This is a genomic window from Rhodococcus sp. NJ-530 (genome assembly GCF_003860625.1).
Lineage (GTDB): Bacteria > Actinomycetota > Actinomycetes > Mycobacteriales > Mycobacteriaceae > Rhodococcus_F > Rhodococcus_F qingshengii.
This window is the reverse complement of the sequence record NZ_CP034152.1, coordinates 3,491,003-3,512,364: the sequence shown is the minus strand read 5'-3', so window position 1 is coordinate 3,512,364 and position 21,362 is coordinate 3,491,003. Positions and strand designations below refer to the sequence as shown.

Below are 21,362 nucleotides of genomic sequence, written 5' to 3'. Positions count from 1 at the left end.
TCATGCACGTCGAAGTCGACCTCGACCTGTGCCAAGGCCATGCGGCATGCGAGCTGGAGGCACCGGAGATCTTTGTCGTCCCGAAGCGGGGGAAGGTCAGTCTTCTGGACTCGGACCCACCCGAGTCGCTCCGCGGTGAAGCCGAGATGGCGGTCAGGTACTGCCCGACCGGCGCCCTGAGAATTGTCGATTGATTGCAGCGAATTCATGTGCTCGAGGGAGGAAGTTCAGATGACGGGTTTCGACCGCGCAGAGCTCGACGAGATGGTCCAACGCTGGATCGAGGCGAACAAAAAGGCCGAAGCCGCCGGCGATTGGAAACCGTTGGCGGACATGTATACCGAGGACGCCACGTACGGGTGGAACTACGGCCCCAAGCAGGATTTCATGGCGGTGGGGCGCGAGGAGATTCGCGAAGTCGCGCTCGGTCTCGAGATGAAGGGCCTCGAAGGCTGGGAGTATCCGTATCAAGACTTTGTGATCGACGACCGTAGCGGAAACGTGATCGGCTTGTGGAAGCAGATTTCCGATGCCAAGCGCGAGGACGGTAGCAACTACTCCGTCTACGGTATCGGTGGTAGTTGGTTCCGCTACGGCGGGGATTTCCAATGGTCCTGGCAGCGTGACTTCTTCGACTTCGGGAACGTGTCGGCATTGTTCATGGAGATGATCGGCAACAATGCTCTCTCGAAGGGGATGCAGGGGCGGATCCAGCGATCGATCTCGGGCGACCCGCTGCCGGGCTGGTATCCGGTGGGCACCGCGCCGGTTTCGCTGTGGTGAGTCCGATGTCGGTGCGCGATTCCTTCGAGGCACTCTCGCAGCGCGACCTTGCCGTGCTGGTGCCCGAGTTGCTCCTGTGCGGGCAGCTGATCGACCGATCGGGCATGGCGCATCTGATCGTCGAATTCGGACGCGAGGGTATGGCACAGGTGGCCGTCGAGGAGTGGGAGTCGGCCAGCCCCTGGTACACCCGCCGCATGCAGAAGGCTCTCGGATACGAGGGTGACGACGTCGTGACGATCTTCAAAGGTTTACAACTCGACATCGGCGCTCCGCCACAGTTCATGGACTTTCGATACCGGGTCGACGATCCGCTGCACGGTGAATTCTGGCTCGATCATTGCGGAGCACTCATGGACGTCGAGCCGTTGGGCGATGAGTTCGTGACCTCGATGTGTCACGACATCGAGGATCCGACTTTCGATGCAACGGCCATCGCGACCAACCCGCGCGCCCAGATCCGGCCGATTCACCGACCACCGCGCAGGCCCGCGGACCGACATCCGCACTGCGCCTGGACCGTGTCCATCGACCCGTCGCACACGCCTCCCGTGATGACCGCGCACACCGAGCAGATCGGACGCACCGCCGCGGTGACGGTCGAGCTGAGCCCGATCGATCACGGTGGGGACGGTAGGGCGGACTACTCGGGTCCGTTGTTGTCCGACCTGAGGTTTTCCGACTTCTCGCGATCAGCCTTGGTTCGTATCGCAGAGGAGATCTGCGTGCAGCATCATCTGTTGGCGTTGGGCTTTCTGGCAGCGGTTCGCCGCCGTGCCGACGAAGACAAGGCTCGCGAGATCACGCGAAAGCAATTGACCGGAATCGCGGGAGTTGCGGCACAGCGTATTCGAGATGCGCTCGGGCTTCCTTCGACGCTGGAATCGTTGGCATTGGTCCTGTCCGTGCATCCCTTGCTGAATCCGAAGCAGTATGTGGAGAGCGAGATTCGACAGGACGGCGGTGCTCTGGAGCTGCGGATCTCGCGAGAAGCTCTTGTCGACCGCGACGGCGGTTGGCCGACCTTGCTCGGCAGCGAGCACCTCGATCCTCTCCAAGCTTTGGTCCGCGGCGTGAATCCGCACTTCACCGTGAGAGTGGTGGCCGAAGATGCCGCGGGGCTTCTTCTGGCCGTCGACATCACCGAAGCTCCCGCTCCGGAATGCGTCGAAGTCGCCATCACGAAGGTCAGTACCGGCGCGGCATTCGTATTCGAAGATCGCGGAATCCCTTTGCCTCTCTTCGTCGTCTGACCGGCCGAACCCGAAGGACTCAACCTATGGCGTACACGTTTGCAGACCTGTTCGAGCATTCCGTCGATGTGATGCCCGATCGCCTCGCGCTGATCGTTTCCGGCGAGGAGGTGACATACCGTGAGCTCGACGAGCGGGCCAACCGATTGGCGCATTACTTCCAGTCCGTCGGGTTGGGTGTCGGTTCGCACATCGGTATTCAGCTGCACAACTCGATCGAGGCGATGGTTGCTGTCCTCGCGGTCTTCAAGATCCGCGGCGTTCCCATCACGGTGAACTACCGCTACACGAGCGACGAATTGGTTTATCTGTACGAGAACGCGGATCTCACGGCGTTGGTTTTCCATCGTGGTTTCGCTGAGCGGGTCGCCGAGGCCTTGGTGGCCACGCCGCGGGTCAAGTACGTGATCGAGGCGGCGGACGAACTCGCTCTCGGGAACGAACCGTCGATTCCGGGGGCAGTGGCGTACGAGGATGCGCTCGGCAACCAATCCTCGCTTCGCACAGGTGAACATGCATTTCCCGAGCGTTCCGGCGATGACGTCTACGTTCTCTACACCGGCGGAACAACCGGACGACCGAAAGGCGTCGTCTGGCGGCAGGAAGACATCTGGCGCGTATTGGCCGGCGGTTACGACTTCTATTCGGGTGAGCCGATCGCCGACGAGTACCAGCAGTCGCGCGGTGGCGCCGCGGCAGCCGAACCGATGCGGTGGTGCATGCTTCCACCGCTGATCCACACCTCGGCACTGATGCCGACGTTCAACGCTCTGTTCTCCGGAAACACCGTCATCTTCGAACCGAAGTTCGATGCGGCACAGGTCTGGAAAGTCGTCGCCGAGTATCGGCCGCAGGTCATGGTCATCACCGGCGACGCCATGGGCCGTCCACTGGTCGAAGCCCATCACGAATTGCAACCGGATGCGTCGAGCCTGGCTGTGCTCGCCTCTGGCGCTGCGCTCTTCTCCGGATCGGTCAAAGATGCGTTCTTCGACGTCTTTCCGAATCTGATGATCTCCGATTCGGTTGGATCGTCCGAAACAGGCTTCGGCGGAATCGGATTCGCAACCAAAGGGCTCGAGCAGCGTGGCGGACCCAAAGTGGGTGCCAACAGATTCACGGTCGTCGTCGACGACGACAACCGAGTGTTGGAGCCGGGCTCGGGCGCCGAAGGATGGCTGGCGAAACTCGGAAACGTTCCACTCGGCTACTACAAGGACCCGGTGAAGTCGGCCGAGATATTCCGCGAGGTGAACGGCGCACGGGCAGTGGTGACCGGAGACCGGGCGCGGATCGAGGACGACGGCTCGGTCACCCTCCTCGGACGGGGAAACATGGTGGTCAACACCGGCGGCGAGAAGGTCTTCGTGGAAGAAGTCGAAGCAGTGGTGAAGGCCCATCCCGACATCTACGACGCGACAGTGATCGGTGTTCCGGACGAGCGGTGGGGCAATCGGGTGGCGGCAGTGCTTCGCATCCGCGACGGTGTGGAACCGGATTTCGAATCCATCGAGAAGCACGCCCGCAGTCACCTCGCCGGCTACAAGATTCCGCGTTCCTTCTGGACCGCCGACGAGGTCGTTCGAGCGCCGAGCGGCAAGCCGGACTACCGCTGGGCCAAGGAGTTCTCACAGAACAGCGACCCGGTCCACCGGATCGACTAGCGCTCACACGCAACACCCGGCACCCGGCACCCATCCGTAAAGGAGCATCTGCAATGCCTGAGATCGACCTTCCCGACGGGTTCGACGTGACCGACCCACATCTGTACGGCGAGCGCGTCCCGCTTGCCGAGTTCGCCGAACTACGACGATGCGCTCCGGTCTGGTGGAACGCCCAGGAACCGGGTACCGGCGGATTTCACGACGGTGGTTGTTGGGTTGTCTCCCGCCACGCAGACGTCCGCGACGTCTCGTTGCGCAGCGAGGAGTTCTCGAGCAACGTCAACGGCTGCATTCCGCGGCATGAAGACAACATCTCGGCGGAGGAGTTGGAGGCGACGAAACACGTCCTCATCAACAAGGACGCCCCTGAGCACACACAGTTGCGCAAGTTGGTGGCACGCTTGTTCACTCCGCGGTCGGTGGAAGCGATGCGGGCCGGGTTGGAAGCGCGGGCAGAAGACATAGCGTCGGCTGCCGTGGCGGAAGGTAGCGGTGATTTTGTCAGCCAGGTCGCCAGCGAGTTACCCATGCAGGCGATCTCGGAGCTGATCGGTGTACCGCAGGACGGGCGCCGTCAGCTGTACGAATGGTCGAATCAGATGACGGGATACGACGACGAGTCACTCGCCGGCGAGTCTCGGATGGCGTCGGCGCAGATATTGGGATACGCCTATCAACTGGCTGAGGCGAGGCGGGAGGAACCGCTCGACGACATCATCTCGCGCTTGGTGCATGCCGACATCGACGGGCAGAAACTCACCCCGGAACAGTTCGGTTTCTTCGTCATCATGTTGGCTGTCGCGGGCAACGAAACGACGCGAAACGCAACGACCCTCGGCATGATGGCATTTCTCGAGCATCCGGATCAGTGGGAACTGTACAAGCGCGAGCGTCCGCGCACCGCCGCGGACGAGATCATCCGCTGGGCTTCGCCACTGACGTCGATGCAACGAACAGCAGTGGTGGACACACAGATTGCCGGCACTGCGATTGCGAAGGGGCAGCGTGTCGTACTGCTCTACGGCTCGGCGAACTTCGACGAAACCGTCTTCGGGAACCCCGACGTCTTCGACATCACCCGAGACCCGAACCCGCACCTCGCGTTCGGAGGAACCGGGCCGCACTACTGCGTCGGCGCCAACCTGGCCAGAATGGAGGTCGATCTGATCTTCGGCAAGATCGCCGATCACATGCCCGACATCAGCAAGCTCGGCGATCCGAGCAGGCTCTCGTCCGGTTGGCTCAACGGGATCAAGGAATTCAAGGTCGACTACGGCAACTCCACGTCATGTCCTTCGGGGCATTGACGTGTACAGCGGAAGAGTTGCACTTGCGGGCCCGATGCGCGAACTCGGCCAGTTCTACCGGATGGGCGCCGATGTCGCAGTGGGCTTGTTCCGCACCCGCTTTCAGGTGCAGGAGTTTCTCGAGCAGAGTTGGATGATCGCCCGGGTGTCGATCGTGCCGACCGTATTGGTGGCCGTGCCGTTCACGGTCCTGGTGAGTTTCACCCTCAACATCCTTCTCCGCGAGATCGGTGCCGCCGACCTCAGCGGCGCCGGGGCCGCGCTCGGCGCCGTGACTCAGGTCGGTCCGGTGGTGACGGTGCTGATCGTGGCAGGTGCGGGCGCGACAGCCATCGCCGCCGATCTGGGATCGAGAACGATTCGTGAAGAGATCGACGCCATGGAGGTGCTCGGGATCGATCCGATCACTCGGCTGGTGATTCCTCGGGTGGTCGCGTCGACCGTGGTGGCTTTGCTGCTCAACGGACTCGTCTGCGTCATCGGCATCGCCGGCGGTTACGCCTTCTCGGTGTTTCTCCAGGGCGTGAACCCTGGCGCCTTCGTCGAGGGAATCACGTTGCTGACCGGCCTGCCCGAGGTGGCGTTGTCGATGGTCAAAGCTGCACTGTTCGGGATGCTGGCGGGATTGGTGGCCTGCTATCGCGGACTGTCGGTACGGGGTGGGCCGAAAGGCGTGGGGGAGGCCGTCAACGAAACGGTGGTGTACGCATTCATGGCGTTGTTCGTCGTCAACACCATCGTCACCGCGGTCGGCATCCGATTGACGGCGGGGTGATCGAGGTGACGCTGTCGGATTCGCTGGCACAAATCGGCAAGTTCGGACGCACGCGGGCGCGGGTGGCTCGAACGTCACGCTCGATCGACGACGTCGGGCGACAAGCTGTCTTCTTCGCGCGCGCCATCGCTCACATCCCGTGGGCAATTCGCAAACACCCGAAAGAAGTGTTGAGGCTGGTAGCCGAGATCAGCATGGGCACCGGAGCTTTGGCAGTGATCGGCGGCACGGTTGCGGTCGTAGGATTTCTGACTCTCGCCTCGGGCGGCACCATTGCGATCCAAGGTTTCAGCTCACTGGGAAATATCGGAGTCGAAGCGCTCACCGGATTCTTCTCCGCCTTCATCAATGTTCGTATCGCTGCGCCGGTCATCGCGGGAATCGGCCTGTCGGCCACGATCGGCGCAGGTTCGACCGCGCAGATCGGTGCCATGCGCATCAGTGAGGAAATCGATGCCCTCGAATCGATGGCGATCAGTTCGGTCCCGTACGTCGTCAGCACCCGCGTCACCGCAGGGATGATCGCGATCTTGCCGCTGTACTCACTGGCGCTCGTGGGATCATTTCTGGCCGGACGATTCACCACGGTCGTGCTGTTCGGTCAGTCCTCCGGTCTTTACGACCACTACTTCACGACGTTCCTCGATCCGGTCGATGTCGCATGGTCCTTCGTTCAAGTGCTCGTGATGGCACTACTGGTGATGCTGATCCACACGTACTACGGATACAACGCGTCCGGGGGACCGTCGGGCGTGGGAACTGCAGTGGGCCGCGGGGTTCGGCTCTCGCTGATCTGCGTCGTGGCGGTGACCCTGCTCGTCTCACTCGCGCTCTACGGCGGTTCCGGCAACTTCAATCTGTCCGGTTAGGGGGACTGCGTGCACAGATACGGCTACAAGTTGGCTGCTCTGGGCTTGGCTGCGGCGATCGTCGGGGTCATCGCGTTGTCGGTCGCGTCTTTCAACCAGGTGTTTGTCGCTCGCGTCCCGATCACGGTGATCGCGGAGCGCGCGGGGCTCGTGATGGATCCGGGCGCGCGGGTGAAGATGGCCGGGGTGACCGTGGGCTCGGTGGAGTCCATCACGCCGACTGACGACGCCACCGCACAACTGTCGTTGTCGATCGATCCCGAAGCGCTCGAGTCGATTCCGTCAAACGTGGATGTGGCGATCACGTCGAACACGGCCTTCGGCGCGAAGTTCGTCAGCCTGTCCTCGCCGGAGCAGCCGAGCAGCGCGCGACTTGCCGCCGGGGCGACGATCGACGCATCCCGGGTTACTGTCGAGCTGAACACGGTGTTCGAGAAACTCACCGCCGTGCTCCGGACGGTGGACCCGGGCAAACTCGATTCGACATTGGGTGCCCTCTCGACTGCTCTGCAAGGACGCGGCGAACGGCTCGGGGTCGCACTCGAACAAGCAGATTCCTCCTTGCTCGAATTCAACACTGCACGTGAGGCTCTCGATCATGTGTTGACGGATTTACCAGCCGTCACACAGACCTACCGCGACGCTGTTCTCGACTTGATGGACACACTCGACTCGCTCACGACGACGGGAACCACTGTTCTCGACGAGCAGCAGAATCTTGATCTCCTCTTGCTCAACGTGATCGGGGTCGCCCGCACCGGAGAAGATGTACTGGGAGAAAACGCCGACGGTATCGACACCGTTCTGTCGTTACTGCGGCCGACCACCGCACTGCTCGAGGAATATTCCCCGGTGATTCCCTGCATGTTCCACGGACTGCAGGAGAGCAAGAAGATCGGCGACGGCGCCTACAACGGACAACCAGGAATCAAGATGTCGATCGGTCTGATCGCCGGAACCGAACCGTACCGATATCCCGACGACCTCCCGAAGGTCGCGGCAACAGGTGGCCCGCAGTGTATGGGCCTTCCACTGCGCGACCCGAACGTCAATGCTCCGTACCTGGTGACCGACACCGGGGTGAATCCGTTTGCGCCCGAGCGTCAGCCGAATGGTGGGCAACCGATGAACACGGTCCCGGATCTGATGAGCTACCTGTTCGGGACGGAGATCCGATGAAAGTTCGTGGGTACACCGTCAAGTTCGGAATTTTTGTTCTGGTGATGATCCTCGTCAACGCCGGGCTGATCCTCGTGTTCGGCCAGATGCGAGGTGGCGACGCGAGGTCGTACTCGGCGGAGTTCGTCAACGCCTCCGGGCTCAGAGCCGGCGACAAGGTGCGCATCGCCGGTGTGCCGGTCGGTTCTGTCGGCTCCGTCGAATTCGGTGGGAATCACCGTGCCCACGTGAGTTTCAGTGTGGATACGGGTGACACCGTGACCGTATCGACCAGAGCCGCTGTTCGATATCAGGATCTGGTGGGTAATCGATACCTCGAATTGCTCGACGATCCGGGGATCGCGGAACCGCAACCGGAGGGCGAGAGCATCCCCGTCGATCGCACCGCACCGGCACTCGACCTCGATGCGCTACTCGGTGGTTTCAAGCCGCTGTTTCAAGCCCTGGACCCGGAGCAGGTCAACGCGTTGTCGATGTCCTTGCTCGAGGTGTTTCAAGGCCAGTCCGGAACTGTGGCATCGGTGCTGGCGCACACCGGATCGATTACGAACACTCTCGCAGACCGCGACCAACTGATCGGTCGAGTGATCGGCAACCTCGACGGTGTGCTCAGCGAATTGCGCAGCCGCGGTGGTCAGTTCAGTGACACTCTCGATCACCTACAACAGCTGGTCAGCGGGCTCGCGGCGGACCGGGAGATGATCGGGACTGCCGTCGAGAGTGTGAACACCGCATCAGGCACCTTCGCCGATCTCCTCGCCGGAGTTCGCCCGGACATCGCGGGAAACCTGTCGAAGCTGGACGCAAGCCTGAATCCGCTGATCGAGCAACAGAGTGAGCTCGATCGGATTCTCGCGTCCATGCCCTCGAACTACAAGCAGCTGATCCGAGTCGGCTCGTACGGGTCGTTCTTCAACTTCTATCTGTGCGGAATCGCACTGAAGGTCGACGGTGCCGACGGTACGCCGCTCACTGTCGACCTGGTGGATCAGACGACCGGAAGGTGCGCACCACGATGAGAGAGATGGCACAGAGCCAGGCCGTACGCGTGGGGGTCGTGGGATTGGTCGTCAGGGCCGCCGTCGTATTGGCATCGCTCCAGTATCAGAATCTGCAGTTCCTGAAATCGGGTGTCGGGTACAGCGCGGTGTTCGCCGACGCCAGCGGTCTCGCGCCGGGAGACGAAGTCAACGCCGCCGGAGTGAAGATCGGAACGGTGGATCGGATCGAGGTCGAGCACGGACTCGCGCGCGTGGATTTCACACTGGAAGGCTCGATCGGTTTGGGAGAAAGCACATCGGCGGCCGTCACCACGATGTCGTTGCTCGGCAAGCGAGCGGTATCGCTCGATCTGGACGGTCCGGGAAGGATCGCGGTCGGCGGCGAGATCCCGGTCGAGCGAACAAGATCGGCGTACTCGCTGCCCGACGTGCTCGGTGACCTCACCACGACGGTCGAGGACATCGATCTCGACCAACTCTCCGAATCGCTCGACGCAGTGGGGCAGGTGATGTCCGACAGTGCGCCGAACCTGAGGCCGGCGCTGGACGGTGTCGCACGGATCTCCGACAGCGTCAATAGACGCGACGACATGTTGCGCACCTTGCTGTCCGATGCAAACGACGTCGCCGGGACGCTGGCCGAGCGTGGACCACAGGTCAACGCGCTACTCGTCGACGGCAACGCCTTGTTGGGAGAACTGGATCGGCGACAGGCGGCGCTGGGGGAAGTGATCACGAACATCTCGGCGTTGTCGACCCAGCTGAGCGGACTCGTCCACGACAACGAGGCGCAATTGCAGCCGGTCCTCGGCAAACTCGACACGGTTGTCGGAATTCTGCAGAACAACAAGGACAACCTTTCTCAGGGAATCGACGGTCTCGGTACGTACGTGGGCACGCTCGGTGACACCGTGGCCAGCGGCCCCTTCTACTACGCCTACGTTCAGAACCTGGTGCCGGCGCAATACACCCAACCGTTGATCAACGCGTTGTTCGGGCTACCACCTGCGCCGCTACCGATTCCGGAGGTTCGATGATGGGTGCCTTACGAGTTCGCAAACCGGTGAACTGGCGTCGAATCGCCGCCGTTGGTGGAAGCGTCATCGGTGCGGCGATCGTCGTCGTGTCGGGATACCTTGCGGTGCAACATCTGCGCTACTACAACGTGACGGCCTACTTCACCTCGACGACCGGTCTGTATGTCGGTGACGACGTTCGTGTCGTGGGAGTCGACGTCGGCCGCGTCACCGCGATCGCCCCACAGGGAGATCGAATGCGCGTCGAACTGAAATTGGCGCGCGAGGTTCCCGTCGCCGAGGACGCGAAAGCGGTGATCGTTGCCCAGTCGCTGGTCTCGGCCCGCTTCGTGCAGTTGACGCCGGCGGTGACGGACGGCGCCGACGCACTGAATGACGGTGCGGAGATCCCACTCGACAGAACGGCCGTCCCGGTCGAGTGGGACCAGATCAAGGAACAGCTGGGCCGGGCTGCCGATGCTTTGGGTCCCGTCGGGGACGATCGCGGTCCCGCCGCCAACTTCCTCGACGGTGCCGGATCCGCACTGGCCGGCAACGGGGAAGCGCTGGGGCGCTCGGTGACCGAACTCTCGGAGGCTATGAGCACACTCGACGAAGGCGGAGCCGATCTGTTCGGCACCATCCGCGGCCTGCAGACCTTCACGACCGCACTCGCCGCAAGCGACGAACAGATCGTTCAGTTCCAAGGACGACTGGCAAATGTCTCGAGTGTGCTCGCCGAGAGCCGGACGCAATTGGCTCCGGCTCTCGCCGATCTGGACGCCGCCGTCGTCGACGTACAGCGGTTCGTCGAACAGAACCGAACCGGCTTGACGGAGCAGATCGCGAAGTTGGCCGACGTGTCCCAGGTACTGGTCGACAAGCGCGCAGGCCTCGAGAAGGTACTGCATCTGGCTCCGACAGCGTTGTCGAACTACTACAACGTCTACCGGCCGGCCCAAGGAGCGATGGTGGGTGTGCCCGCATTCCAGAACGTCGGCAACCCGATCGACTTGATCTGCGGCGGAATCGCCGGCCTGGCCAACGACACCTCGAAGAAGGGCGCGGATTTGTGCATCGAATACCTCGGCCCGTTGCTCAACACGATCAAGGCCAACTACCCGGACCTGAGCATCAATCCGACCCGGGCGCTCGGCGCTCTTCCGGACCAACTGGTGTACAGCGAGCCTGATCTGGAACCGACTGGCGCCTTGGGCTTTCCGACGGTACCGGTGGCGTCTGATCTGACCGGCTTGCTCATGCCGTCGACAGGATCACGATGACTGGCCGCCGGTGGGGAACAGTGTGTGTGGCGGCGAGCGCCGTGCTCGTTCTGACGGGTTGTCAATGGAGCGGGCTGAATTCGGTGTCGCTGCCGGGCGCGGCCGGCCGCGGTGAGGGAAGTTTCTCGGTCGTGATCGAGATGCCGGACGTCACGTCGATCAGTCCCAACTCTCCGGTCATGGTCAACGACGTGACAGTCGGAAGTATCAGTGCGATCGAGACCGACAACTGGCACGCACGGGTGACGGTTGCGCTCGACGGCTCGGTGTCGCTGCCCGCCAACGCGACTGCCAAGATCGGCCAAACCAGTCTGCTCGGATCCAAACACGTCGCGCTCGCGCCGCCCACCGAGGTGGCGCCGGAAGGGCGGTTGTCGGAAGGATCCGTGATTCCCCTTGCATCGGCCAGTGTCTATCCCACCACCGAGGAAGCGTTGACGGCACTGTCATTGGTCCTCAACGGCGGCGGGCTCGCTCAGATTCACAGCATCACCACGGAGCTGAACACGGCGCTCGGCGGACGGACCGACGCGGCTCGCGACCTGCTGAGTCAGATGGATACCGTGACCGAAACACTCGACCGCCAACGTGATGCGATGGTCACGACCATGGAGAATCTCGACGTCTTCGCCGGCGAGATCACGGCTCAGCGAGACGTTCTCGGTGAGGCGTTGGAGACCCTTGATCCGGCCTTGGCGGAACTGAGCGCCCAACGCGTCGACCTGACCACCGCCCTCGATGCGGTCGGCAGGTTCGGGGACGTCGGGACCGATCTGGTCGACCGGACCCGCGACGATCTGAAAGCCAATTTGAGCTCCTTGGAATCGACGCTGCAGAAGGTGGTCGAAACAGGACCGGACCTGATCAACAATTTGGGCAATCTGAGTACCTTCCCCTTCCCCAGACGACCATCGACGACGGAATGCGCGGTGATTACACCAATTTGTGGGCGCTGATCGACCTCACGAGTAATCGTCTGCAGTCGGGGCTCGGTTTCGGCACTCCGTTCGGGGCGCCGCAAACTCCGGTGGAGAACGGAATACTGGTCGATCCTTTGACCGCGCCTCTGGGTACCGGGCGGTCCGCCCAAGTGACACCGGGCGGGCCGCCCCAAGTGACACCGGGCGGGCCGCCCCAAGTGACACCGGGCGGACCGACCCAAGTAGCACAGGGCGGACCGCCCAGGACGGTGGACGATGATTCTCACGAAGCTGGTGCGAAGGCAATTGACGATCTTCGCGATCCTGGCGGTGATAGGCATGAGCGCAGCGGCTATCTCGTACCTGAGAGTTCCGACCATGCTCGGAATCGGGCGCTACTCGGTGACAGTCGAACTGCCGGACGCCGGTGGCCTGTATCGGAACGCGAACGTGACCTATCGCGGCGACACCATCGGTCAGGTCAGATCGGTGCGTCTATCTCCGGGAGTGGTACGCGCCGAATTATCTTTGGAGAGTGCGGTTCCCGTTCCCTCCAGCGGGCTCGCAGTAGCGGTGCGAAGTGTGTCGGCCATCGGCGAGCAATACGTCGACATGCAACCGAGAACCGCGGACGGACCCTTTCTGGCCGACGGAGACGTGATCGGCCCCGACGCTGTCACGATCCCGACCGAGATCGGACCGGTCCTCGATCAGGCGCAGGCGATGCTCGCATCGGTACCGCAGGACAAGTTGCGGTCGGTGATCGACGAGTCCGCGGCAGCATTCGGTGGCAGGGGAGAGGACCTGGCTCGTCTGCTGGATTCGACCACCTCGTTCGTCGATCAGATGTCTGCTGCCACAACCCCGGCCACGACGCTCGTACAGCAGTTGGATCCGCTCCTTCAGACACAGGTGGTGACGGGCGATCAGATTCGCCAGTGGGCGTCCAGTGTCGCTCAACTCAGTGGACAGTTGGAGGTCGCCGACGGGTCCGTGCGCAAGATCCTCGAGACCGGACCGGGCTTCGCGACTGAAGCCGACCTGCTGTTTCAAGGCCTCAAACCCACTTTGCCTGTGCTGCTTGCCAATTTCACCAGCACCGCTCAGGTGGCTTTGACGTACAACGCCGGGTTGGAGCAGGTGCTCGTCATCTTGCCGCCACTGGTCGCGGCACAGGAAACCGTTGTCCAACGCGGGCAGGTGGACGGCGCCGCGAATGTCAACTTCCACCTCCAAGCGCAGGACCCTGCGGCCTGCTCGACCGGCTACCTTCCGGCCGATCAGCGACGAGACCCGACCGAGATGAGTGTCCCGGACACCCCGGCCGACTTGTACTGCAAAGTTCCGCAGAACTCGGTCTTCGCAGTTCGTGGATCCCGGAACATTCCCTGTATGGAGGTACCGGGTAAACGAGCACCGAGCCCGGAGATCTGTCGGAGCCCAGATCCGTACGTCCCCTCGGGAACCAATGCGCCCGGCGAGTTGTACACGGGGCCAGACGGAGTCGACTATCAACACACGGAATTGGCTCCTGCTGCTTCCGATTCGGGGGAGGGTGAGCCGTGGCAACAGTTGCTGATGCCGACGAATCGCTGAGGGGCGAGGTGCTGGATCCGGTCGGAGGGAAGCGCGGTGTACTCCTTGCCCTGGTCTGGATTGCACTCGTGGCTCTGAGCGTCGTTGTCGTCTTCGGTGCTCTGGCAGTTCGATCGGACCGCGCGCGAGAGTCCCAGCGTCAAGGGTTCGTCGACGGTGCTGTCGCAGGAACCCTTGCTCTGATCGACGTTCACTCTGCCACGCTCGACGAGGATCTCGCGGCGCTGAAGTCGCTGAGTACGGGAACTTTTGCAGACGAACTGAAGTCCGGTGAATCTGCGTTCGTCGCATCGATCCGTGATTTTGCCGTCGATTCCGACGGTCGTGTCGACACCGCAGCCTTGGCATCGGAATCCGGAACCTCGGGGGTGGTGCTGATCGCGGCATCGGCTCAGGTCGGCAATTCGGCGGGAGAATCTTCGGCGCGAACCTACCGTCTTCGCGTCGGTGTCGAGGAGGTCGACGGTCGGGTACTGATGTCGAGTGTGGAGTTCGTCCCGTGAAGCGCGTGGTCTTGGCGTTTGCAGCGCTGATCTTGGTGGGAGCCGGCGGGACTCTGCTCTGGAGTCACCAACGTTCGGCAGCCGCTGAAACCGCACGTGTCGAGGTGATCGGTGTGGCGCCGATGCTCGTCGAGAATCTCTTGAGCTACAACAGCGACACGGTGGACGAGGATCTTGCACATGCTGCCGAGGGCGCAAGTGGAACATTTCAGGACCGCTTCGCTGAATTCGGATCGAAAACCGTTGCACCCCAGTCGAAGGAGCAAGGAATCAGCACGAAGGCGCGAGTAGTCGACGTGGGAGTGCTCTCCGCTGCTGCAGACCGAGCGGAATTGCTCCTGTTCGTCGATCAGATCACGACGAGTATCGCGCGGCCGGCACCAGCGTCGACGTCGAGCCGAGTCGAGGTGACACTCGATCGAGTCGAGGGAACATGGTTGGTGAGTGCCATGACTCCGGTCTAGTGGAGGTTGTCGCGACCCGCCATGATCAGCCTGGCAGTGACTTCGAGACGATCTGCGATCTGCGAATACGACTCGTATCCCATGCCGGCTCGGACAAGCGCTCCGGACCAGGAGATTTCGAGTGCTTCGAGTACGTCGGGATCGTACGACGGACCCAGTGCCTCGATGAGTCGCTCGCGGATGTTCTTGCCGATACGTCCCCGAAGGTGTTCGACGTCGGGATCGTTGCCCATCATCGCCGTGGTCACGGCCGCGGCCAGCTCCGGTTCGTCGGAAACGAGGAGTGCGACGCTTCGAAGGACCGAGCAGACCTGCGCTTCTCGTTCCGCCTCGGGGGAGGGCTCGTGAGGTACCGCGTCGAGTCGGCGCCAGAACAGTTCTGCCACAAGGTGACTCTTGGACGAAAAGTAGGTGTATGCCGTGGCTGCGGCGACACCGGCTTCCGCTGCCACCATTCGCACAGTCAGATCGGCAAACCCTTTGTCGCGCAGGACCGTGATCGCTGCCGCGGTCAATCGATCGACGGTTTCGGCTTGCTGCTGTGTGAGCCGTCGACGAGTGGACTCGAACTTGGTCTTACCAGACATGTGTCCAGACACTACGGGATCAGGCCCGTGCGAGCAAAGTGTGCGCTATCGCTGCTCGTTCTCGCTCCCCGCTCGGTGTCACGTCTCGCTCCCGCTCGGTGGGACAGAATTTCGAACCCCCGCGATCGCTAAGTCCATGTGTTAGAACGATTTCTAGAACATGTTCGGAAACTGTGCCCAGAATCAGAGAGGCTGACGATGACGAGGTGGGACGAGACGTGCGACGTACTCGCTGTGGGATCAGGCGGCGGACTCACCGGCGCGTACACGGCAGCCCGCGAAGGCCTCGACGTCATTGCGATCGAAGCAACCGACAAGTACGGCGGAACAACGGCGTACTCGGGCGGCGGCGGAATGTGGTTCCCGTGCAACGCCGTTCTTCGTCGGGGCGGGGACGTCGACACCATCGAGGATGCGCTGGAGTACTACCGATCAGTGGTGGGTGATCGTACACCCGCCGACGTTCAGGAAGCCTACGTTCGAGGTGGCGCCGGGTTGATCGACTACCTCGAGGAGGACTCGAACTTCGAGTTCCAGATACTGCCGTGGCCCGACTACTTCGGTGAAGAGCCCAAGGCTCGAGCGAGCGGACGGCACATTGTTCCCAAGCCGATGAACGCGAACAAGCTGGGTGCGCTTCGTGATTCGCTTCGTCCGCCGCTGGCGACAGAACGGCTGGGGGAGGAGTTGCCGAAGTACCTCGTCGGCGGCCAGTCGTTGATCGGTCGATTCCTGTTGGCTCTTGCGGAACTCCCGAACGCCACCATGCACCTGAAGACCACTCTCGAGGAACTGGTTGTCGAGGACGGAGTGGTGGTCGGAGCCGTCGTCGACCGAGATGGTCGGCGTCGAACCATTCAGGCACGCAGAGGAGTGATCCTCGCCGCCGGTGGATTCGAGCAGAACGAGACCTTGCGGGCCGAATTCGGTGTCCCCGGATCCGCTCTCGACACGATGGGTTGCCCCGGCAACCTCGGGAAGGCACACCAGGCGGCCATCGCCGCGGGCGCCGACACCGACCTCATGGGAGAGGCCTGGTGGTCGCCGGGACTGACCCATCCGGATGGCCGCTCCGCGTTTGCGCTGTGGTTCACCGGCGGAATCTTCGTGGACGACGACGGTCGCCGATTCGTCAACGAATCAGCGCCGTACGACCGCTTGGGTCGCGCCGTCATCGAACACATGCGGACAGGGAAAGTAACCACGCCGTACTGGATGATCTACGACAACAGAGAAGGCGCAGTGCCGCCGGTGAAGGCGCCCAACGTACCCATGGCGCAGGCGGAGCAGTATGTGGATGCGGGGTTGTGGAAGAGTGCACAGACACTCGAAGACCTCGCTGCCCAGATCGATGTTCCCGCAGCGGAACTGGTGGAGACCGTGAAGCGATTCAACGCGTTTGCGGCGACTGGCGTCGACACGGACTTCGGTCGAGGAGACACTGCGTACGACCGCGCCTTCTCCGAGGGGGCTTCGCCGCTCGTACCGATCGATCAAGGGCCGTTTCACGCTGCCGCGTTCGGCATCTCCGACCTCGGGACCAAAGGTGGTCTACGCACCGACGCGACCGGGAGGGTGCTCAAAGCCGACGGTACGGCGATTGCCGGGTTGTACGCGGCGGGGAACACGATGGCAGCGGCCAGCGGGACTACGTACCCCGGCGGTGGAAACCCGATCGGAGCGAGCATGCTGTTCAGTCACTTGGCTGCACTCGACCTCGCGAAGCTGCCGTCTTGATCATCAGTCGCTCGTCTCGGGGATGTGGTCAGGCCTTGCCGAGTCCGGCGGCGATTCCCTTGTCCAGTTGGGTGAGCATTGCTGTACCCAACGACGAAAGCTGGGCGACCTGGCGATCGTCGAGGCCCTCGAAGAGGAGACCTTGAACTGAGGCGACGTGCGGCGGTGCGGCCGCGACAACCTTTGCCATTCCCTCGTCGGTGAGCACTGCGTTGGAGCCGCGGCTGCCACGAATGACTTCCCGTTTCACCCAGCCGGCCTTCTCCATCTTCGTGATCACGTGCGAGAGGCGGGACAGGGACGCGTTCGCGCGCTGGGCCAGTACCGACAACTGGAGCTTGTGGTCGGGGGCGTCCGAGAGTGCCGCGAGTACGAAGTATTCGAAGTGTGTGAGTGCCGAATCGCGTTGTAGTTGAGTGTCGAGTGCGGCAGGCAACCGTGTCACGAGAGCGATCAGTGTCAGCCATGCTTCTTGCTGCTCGGCTGTGAGCCACTTCGTCTGAGACTGCGCGTCGGGCTGCGCGGTCGGTTCACTCATCGGTGACTTCTCCTTCGGGTCGAGCATTCTTCGTGCACGGAGCGTGCTTGTGTACAGCGTCTCAGACGCATGTCCAGAAGAATCCTGCGGGAATAGTTGCGGGACGCAAGTGTTGAGTTCTATATTAGGTTGAACCTTCAACTTACGACGAATGTCTATCCCGAGGAGTCCGTATGTCCACCACAACCATGCCTGCGCTGTATCTCAGCCACGGTGCTCCGCCGCTGGTGGACAGCGCGTTGTGGGTTGACCAGTTGGGGGCGTGGGCCGGCGATCTTCCGCGGCCGACGGCAATCCTCGTCGTATCGGCGCACTGGGAATCAGCACCGCTGACGATCGGATCGACGACCATGGGCACCCCGCTCATCTACGACTTCGGTGGTTTTCCCGAGAGGTTCTACCGCGCGAAGTACAACTCTCCCGGCGCTCCGGAACTCGCCGCCCAGGTTGCCGCGTTGATGCCGGACAACGAACGCGTGGTTCAGCAGCCGAATCGAGGCCTGGATCACGGTGCCTACGTGCCGCTCACGGTGATGTACCCGGACGCAGACATCCCGGTACTGCAAATTTCGCTGCCCACCCTCGATCCCGAGCGTTTGCTCCATCTCGGACAGCGCCTACGGCCACTCCGTGAGCAAGGTGTACTGATCGTGGGATCCGGATTCACCACGCACGGGCTACCGTTCCTGCGCGATCCGTCACCGGAGGCGCAGGCCCCGGGATGGTCGGCGGAATTCGACGCGTGGGCAGGGGAGAGGTTCGCTGCCGGTGACGTCGATTCCTTGATCGACTTCCGCGCTCAAGCTCCCGGGATGCCGTACGCGCATCCGACCATCGAGCACTTCGCCCCGTTGTTCGTCACGCTCGGTGCGTCGTCCGATCCGGAACAGGTGCCCACCCAGGTGATCGACGGATTCTGGATGGGGCTTGCGAAGCGCTCGATTCAGGTCGCCTAGAGATTTCAAATCGCGCAGAGAAGTCAGGTTGCGCAGAGAATCAGGTCGCCCAGGTGAGTCAGCTTCGATTGCGAAGGAACTCGAGCGCCTGGTCGCCGTGGGTGTTGGCGCGTAGTTCACTCGAGATGACTTTGAGGACGGTGCGGTCGGTGTCGATCACGAAGGTCGAGCGTTTGACCGGAGCCAACTTGCCCAGGAGTCCGCGCTTGACGCCGAACTGTTCGGCTACCTTGCCCTCGGTGTCGGCGAGTAGGGGGTAGTCGAAGGATTGTGCGGTGGCAAAGGTGGACTGAGCTTCGACCGTATCGGTGCTGATGCCCGCTCGCGAAGCGCCCACCGCGGCGAATTCGCTGCCGAGGTCACGGAAGTGGCACGCCTCGGCGGTGCACACCGGCGTCGAGGCTGCCGGGTAGAAGAAGAGGACCAAGGGTCCGTTCTCGAGCAGGCTCGTCAGCGAGCGCGGAGTCCCGTCCTGGTCGGGCAGTGAGAAATCGGGAGCGAGTTGGCCTGGTTTCATTCGGCCGAGGTTACCCGCGCACGACGGCCACATGGGGGAGCCTGGGATGATGGAGCCATGCACGGCGAGCCCACCTCCATGTCCGCACGGTCGTCCGACACCGCGATCGTCGGTGACGCGTCCGATTCCACCACGACCCGGGAGCAGTTCCGAGCCCTCGCAGCTGAGCACCGGGTCGTTCCGGTCACTCGGAAAGTGTTGGCGGACTCCGAAACTCCGCTCTCGGCGTACGAGAAGTTGGCCGGCAATCGTCCCGGCACCTTCTTGCTCGAGTCGGCCGAGAACGGTCGTTCGTGGTCGCGGTGGTCGTTCATCGGCGTCGGGAGTCCGGCTGCACTGACCGTCGTGGACGGAGAGGCGGCCTGGTACGGCAACGTTCCGGCCGGCGCTCCGGCCGGCGGCGACCCGATCGACGCGCTCGGTGCCACCCTCGAGCTGCTTCGTTCGGAGCGGCTGCCCGACCTGCCCCCGCTGACCGGCGGAATGGTCGGATTCCTCGGCTACGACGCGGTGCGGCGCCTCGAGAGATTGGGTGACTCCGCGGTCGACGACCTGCAGATCCCCGAAATGGTCATGCTGCTTGCCGCCGACATCGCCGCAGTCGATCACCACGAAGGGGCGATCACCCTCATCGCCAATGCCGTCAACTGGGACGGCACGGACGAGCGCGTCGACACGGCGTACGACGACGCAGTCGCCAGGTTGGACGCGATGACTCGTGCTCTCGCGGCGCCGGCGAAATCGACGGTGTCGACATTTTCGAAAGCGACTCCGAACTACCGTCGTCAGCGCACCACCGAGAGCTTCGGTGTCGATGTCGAAAAGTTGATCGGCGACATCGAAGCGGGCGAGGCATTCCAGGTAGTTCTCTCGCAGCGATTCGAGATCGATTGCACTGCAGCACCGATCGACGTGTACCGGATGCTGCGAGCGTCGAACCCCAGCCCGTACATGTATCTGCTCAACGTGCCGAACGGTGATGGAGAGACGGCGTTTTCGATCGTCGGTTCGAGCCCTGAGGCTCTGGTAACCGTCGCCGAGGGCGTCGCGACAACACACCCGATCGCTGGAACCAGATGGCGCGGTGCCACAGAGGAGGACGACATCCTGCTCGAGAAAGATCTCCTCGCCGACGAGAAGGAAAACTCCGAGCACCTCATGCTCGTCGATCTGGGGCGAAACGATCTGGGTCGTGTCTGTCGCCCGGGCACTGTGAAGGTGCACGACTACCGGCACATCGAGCGGTACAGCCACGTGATGCATCTCGTATCGACGGTCACCGGACATCTGGCCGAGGGAAAGCACGCTCTCGACGCCGTCACCGCATGCTTCCCCGCTGGAACCCTCTCGGGGGCGCCCAAGGTCCGTGCGATGCAGCTGATCGAAGAACTGGAACCGACCAGGCGCGGTATCTACGGCGGCATCGTCGGCTACCTCGACTTCGCCGGCGACGCCGACACCGCGATCGCGATCCGAACGGCATTGATCAAGGACGGGATCGGATACGTCCAGGCGGGCGCCGGCGTCGTCGCCGACTCGGATCCGGTCTACGAGGACACCGAGGCCCGCAACAAGGCGATGGCAGTGCTGAGCGCGATTGCGTCGGCGCACACCCTGCGCACCATCGGAGGTGACGATCAGTGAGTGAGAACGAGTCGAGTGCAGCGGAGCCTACAAGCGCGTCTCGTGGCACCGCCGTGCCGAGAACGCTTCTGCTGGCGTTGTCGGCAGCAGCTCTGTGGGGCAGCTCACGAATGACGTGGGTTCATCTGACCTCGAGCGACGGCAAGACGCTGGAGAGGACGACGGATCTCGACGGCAGCACCTGGGCGGCGGCGATGACTCCGCTCGCGCTCGCGCTTCTGGCGGCGATCGCGGCGTCGTTTGCGGTGCGAGGTTGGGCACTTCGGGTAGTCGGACTGTTGGTTGCCCTCGTCGCCGTCGCGGTAGCGGTTCCGGCAGTGCAGTTGTTGGTGTCCGGAGCCTCTGCGGACCGAGCGGTGGACTTGGCCGAGTTGTCCGGTCACCCGGAAGATCTCTCGACAACTGTTTCGGTACTGCCTGCCTTGCTTGCGTTGCTCGGAGCGGTGGCGGCGCTCGGCGCGGCAGTACTTCTGATGCGCAAACCTCCAGTGCGAGGCGGGTTGTCGTCGAAATACGACAACCCTGCCGCGCGCCGCGAGGCCGCAGCCAAGCTCGGTCAGGGAGACAAACCTGCATCGGACGAGCCTGTGACACAACGGATGTTGTGGGATGCGCTCGACGCCGGAGAGGACCCGACAGCGACTGACGGGGACGACGGAGTTGGGGGAGACAACGGCGCGAAACCGGGGTCGTCCCACTGAGTAAGACTGAACCCTCACCTGCGTGGGTACCCCGACGGAGTAGCAAAATTTCGTCCCACTAGGCTGAGA

22 protein-coding genes are annotated in these 21,362 nt (G+C 62.7%); 19 read left to right on the top strand and 3 right to left on the bottom strand.

The genetic code is table 11. The features are described 5' to 3' along the window. Positions 1 to 2: 2 nt before the first annotated feature. From EHW12_RS16415 to EHW12_RS16345, 15 genes are all read left to right on the top strand, one after another. A complete protein-coding gene (locus EHW12_RS16415; RefSeq protein WP_020907945.1) occupies positions 3 to 194 on the top strand; it encodes a ferredoxin in 192 nt (63 codons plus the stop codon). A gap of 37 nt (positions 195 to 231) precedes the next feature. After that, positions 232 to 783 carry a hypothetical protein gene (locus EHW12_RS16410; RefSeq protein ID WP_007728648.1) on the top strand — a complete coding sequence of 184 codons (552 nt, stop codon included), beginning with the start codon at positions 232 to 234 and terminating at the stop codon, positions 781 to 783. 5 nt (positions 784 to 788) lie between these two features. After that, positions 789 to 2,036, top strand: coding sequence for a hypothetical protein (locus tag EHW12_RS16405; RefSeq protein ID WP_087503877.1), 1,248 nt, complete (start codon positions 789 to 791; stop codon positions 2,034 to 2,036). Between the two features lie 26 nt (positions 2,037 to 2,062). Next, complete coding sequence (locus tag EHW12_RS16400; RefSeq protein ID WP_125051173.1) at positions 2,063 to 3,700, top strand: acyl-CoA synthetase; 1,638 nt, start codon at positions 2,063 to 2,065, stop codon at positions 3,698 to 3,700. Between the two features lie 53 nt (positions 3,701 to 3,753). After that, positions 3,754 to 5,007, top strand: coding sequence for a cytochrome P450 (locus EHW12_RS16395; RefSeq protein WP_030536770.1), 1,254 nt, complete (start codon positions 3,754 to 3,756; stop codon positions 5,005 to 5,007). Between the two features lie 61 nt (positions 5,008 to 5,068). Next, positions 5,069 to 5,782, top strand: coding sequence for an ABC transporter permease (locus tag EHW12_RS16390; RefSeq protein ID WP_007728660.1), 714 nt, complete (start codon positions 5,069 to 5,071; stop codon positions 5,780 to 5,782). Further along, positions 5,779 to 6,651: an ABC transporter permease gene (locus EHW12_RS16385; protein ID WP_003944051.1), complete on the top strand. Its 873-nt coding sequence runs from the start codon at positions 5,779 to 5,781 to the stop codon at positions 6,649 to 6,651. The genes EHW12_RS16390 and EHW12_RS16385 overlap by 4 nt, the downstream gene beginning before the upstream one ends. Positions 6,652 to 6,660: 9 nt before the next feature. After that, positions 6,661 to 7,830 (top strand): MCE family protein, encoded by a 1,170-nt coding sequence (locus EHW12_RS16380; protein ID WP_125051171.1) that lies wholly within the window; start codon positions 6,661 to 6,663, stop codon positions 7,828 to 7,830. Next, a complete protein-coding gene (locus EHW12_RS16375) occupies positions 7,827 to 8,849 on the top strand; it encodes an MlaD family protein (RefSeq protein ID WP_007728666.1) in 1,023 nt (340 codons plus the stop codon). Before EHW12_RS16380 ends, EHW12_RS16375 begins: the two co-directional genes overlap by 4 nt. A 5-nt stretch (positions 8,850 to 8,854) precedes the next feature. After that, the gene (locus tag EHW12_RS16370) at positions 8,855 to 9,868 is read left to right on the top strand and encodes an MCE family protein (protein WP_125051169.1); all 1,014 of its coding nucleotides are present in this window, start codon (positions 8,855 to 8,857) and stop codon (positions 9,866 to 9,868) included. Beyond that, on the top strand, positions 9,868 to 11,130 hold the full coding sequence (locus EHW12_RS16365) for an MCE family protein (protein WP_083059970.1): 1,263 nt from the start codon (positions 9,868 to 9,870) through the stop codon (positions 11,128 to 11,130). Before EHW12_RS16370 ends, EHW12_RS16365 begins: the two co-directional genes overlap by 1 nt. Next, positions 11,127 to 12,086: an MCE family protein gene (locus EHW12_RS16360; RefSeq protein ID WP_241198979.1), complete on the top strand. Its 960-nt coding sequence runs from the start codon at positions 11,127 to 11,129 to the stop codon at positions 12,084 to 12,086. The genes EHW12_RS16365 and EHW12_RS16360 overlap by 4 nt, the downstream gene beginning before the upstream one ends. 240 nt (positions 12,087 to 12,326) lie before the next feature. After that, positions 12,327 to 13,646 (top strand): MlaD family protein, encoded by a 1,320-nt coding sequence (locus tag EHW12_RS16355; protein ID WP_125051167.1) that lies wholly within the window; start codon positions 12,327 to 12,329, stop codon positions 13,644 to 13,646. Beyond that, the gene (locus EHW12_RS16350; RefSeq protein WP_223304672.1) at positions 13,613 to 14,149 is read left to right on the top strand and encodes a hypothetical protein; all 537 of its coding nucleotides are present in this window, start codon (positions 13,613 to 13,615) and stop codon (positions 14,147 to 14,149) included. The genes EHW12_RS16355 and EHW12_RS16350 overlap by 34 nt, the downstream gene beginning before the upstream one ends. Then, positions 14,146 to 14,613, top strand: a complete 468-nt coding sequence (locus EHW12_RS16345; protein ID WP_125051165.1) for a hypothetical protein — start codon at positions 14,146 to 14,148, stop codon at positions 14,611 to 14,613. The genes EHW12_RS16350 and EHW12_RS16345 overlap by 4 nt, the downstream gene beginning before the upstream one ends. On the opposite strand, the gene EHW12_RS16340 is transcribed toward EHW12_RS16345, so the two are convergent. Next, a complete protein-coding gene (locus EHW12_RS16340; protein ID WP_003943994.1) occupies positions 14,610 to 15,200 on the bottom strand; it encodes a TetR family transcriptional regulator in 591 nt (196 codons plus the stop codon). The genes EHW12_RS16345 and EHW12_RS16340 overlap by 4 nt on opposite strands. Before the next feature lie 198 nt (positions 15,201 to 15,398). Here EHW12_RS16340 and EHW12_RS16335 point away from each other — a divergent pair, with 198 nt between their 5' ends. After that, on the top strand, positions 15,399 to 16,937 hold the full coding sequence (locus tag EHW12_RS16335; RefSeq protein WP_125051163.1) for an FAD-binding protein: 1,539 nt from the start codon (positions 15,399 to 15,401) through the stop codon (positions 16,935 to 16,937). A 28-nt stretch (positions 16,938 to 16,965) separates the two neighbouring features. Here EHW12_RS16335 and EHW12_RS16330 read toward each other — a convergent pair whose 3' ends face one another. Next, entirely contained in the window at positions 16,966 to 17,475 is a 510-nt protein-coding gene (locus EHW12_RS16330; protein ID WP_030536759.1) for a MarR family transcriptional regulator, read from the bottom strand. 173 nt (positions 17,476 to 17,648) lie between these two features. On the opposite strand from EHW12_RS16330, the gene EHW12_RS16325 reads away from it, so the two are divergent. Continuing rightward, positions 17,649 to 18,431: a class III extradiol ring-cleavage dioxygenase gene (locus EHW12_RS16325; RefSeq protein WP_125051161.1), complete on the top strand. Its 783-nt coding sequence runs from the start codon at positions 17,649 to 17,651 to the stop codon at positions 18,429 to 18,431. Between the two features lie 58 nt (positions 18,432 to 18,489). Here the strand turns inward: EHW12_RS16325 and EHW12_RS16320 are convergent, their stop codons facing one another. Continuing rightward, on the bottom strand, positions 18,490 to 18,948 hold the full coding sequence (locus EHW12_RS16320; protein WP_030536758.1) for a peroxiredoxin: 459 nt from the start codon (positions 18,946 to 18,948) through the stop codon (positions 18,490 to 18,492). Positions 18,949 to 19,005: 57 nt separating this feature from the next. Here EHW12_RS16320 and EHW12_RS16315 point away from each other — a divergent pair, with 57 nt between their 5' ends. Together EHW12_RS16315 and EHW12_RS16310 are read left to right on the top strand one after the other, a co-directional pair. Further along, a complete protein-coding gene (locus EHW12_RS16315) occupies positions 19,006 to 20,592 on the top strand; it encodes an anthranilate synthase component I (RefSeq protein ID WP_007728697.1) in 1,587 nt (528 codons plus the stop codon). Continuing rightward, a complete protein-coding gene (locus EHW12_RS16310; protein ID WP_037131248.1) occupies positions 20,589 to 21,293 on the top strand; it encodes a TIGR02234 family membrane protein in 705 nt (234 codons plus the stop codon). The genes EHW12_RS16315 and EHW12_RS16310 overlap by 4 nt, the downstream gene beginning before the upstream one ends. Positions 21,294 to 21,362 lie beyond the last annotated feature (69 nt).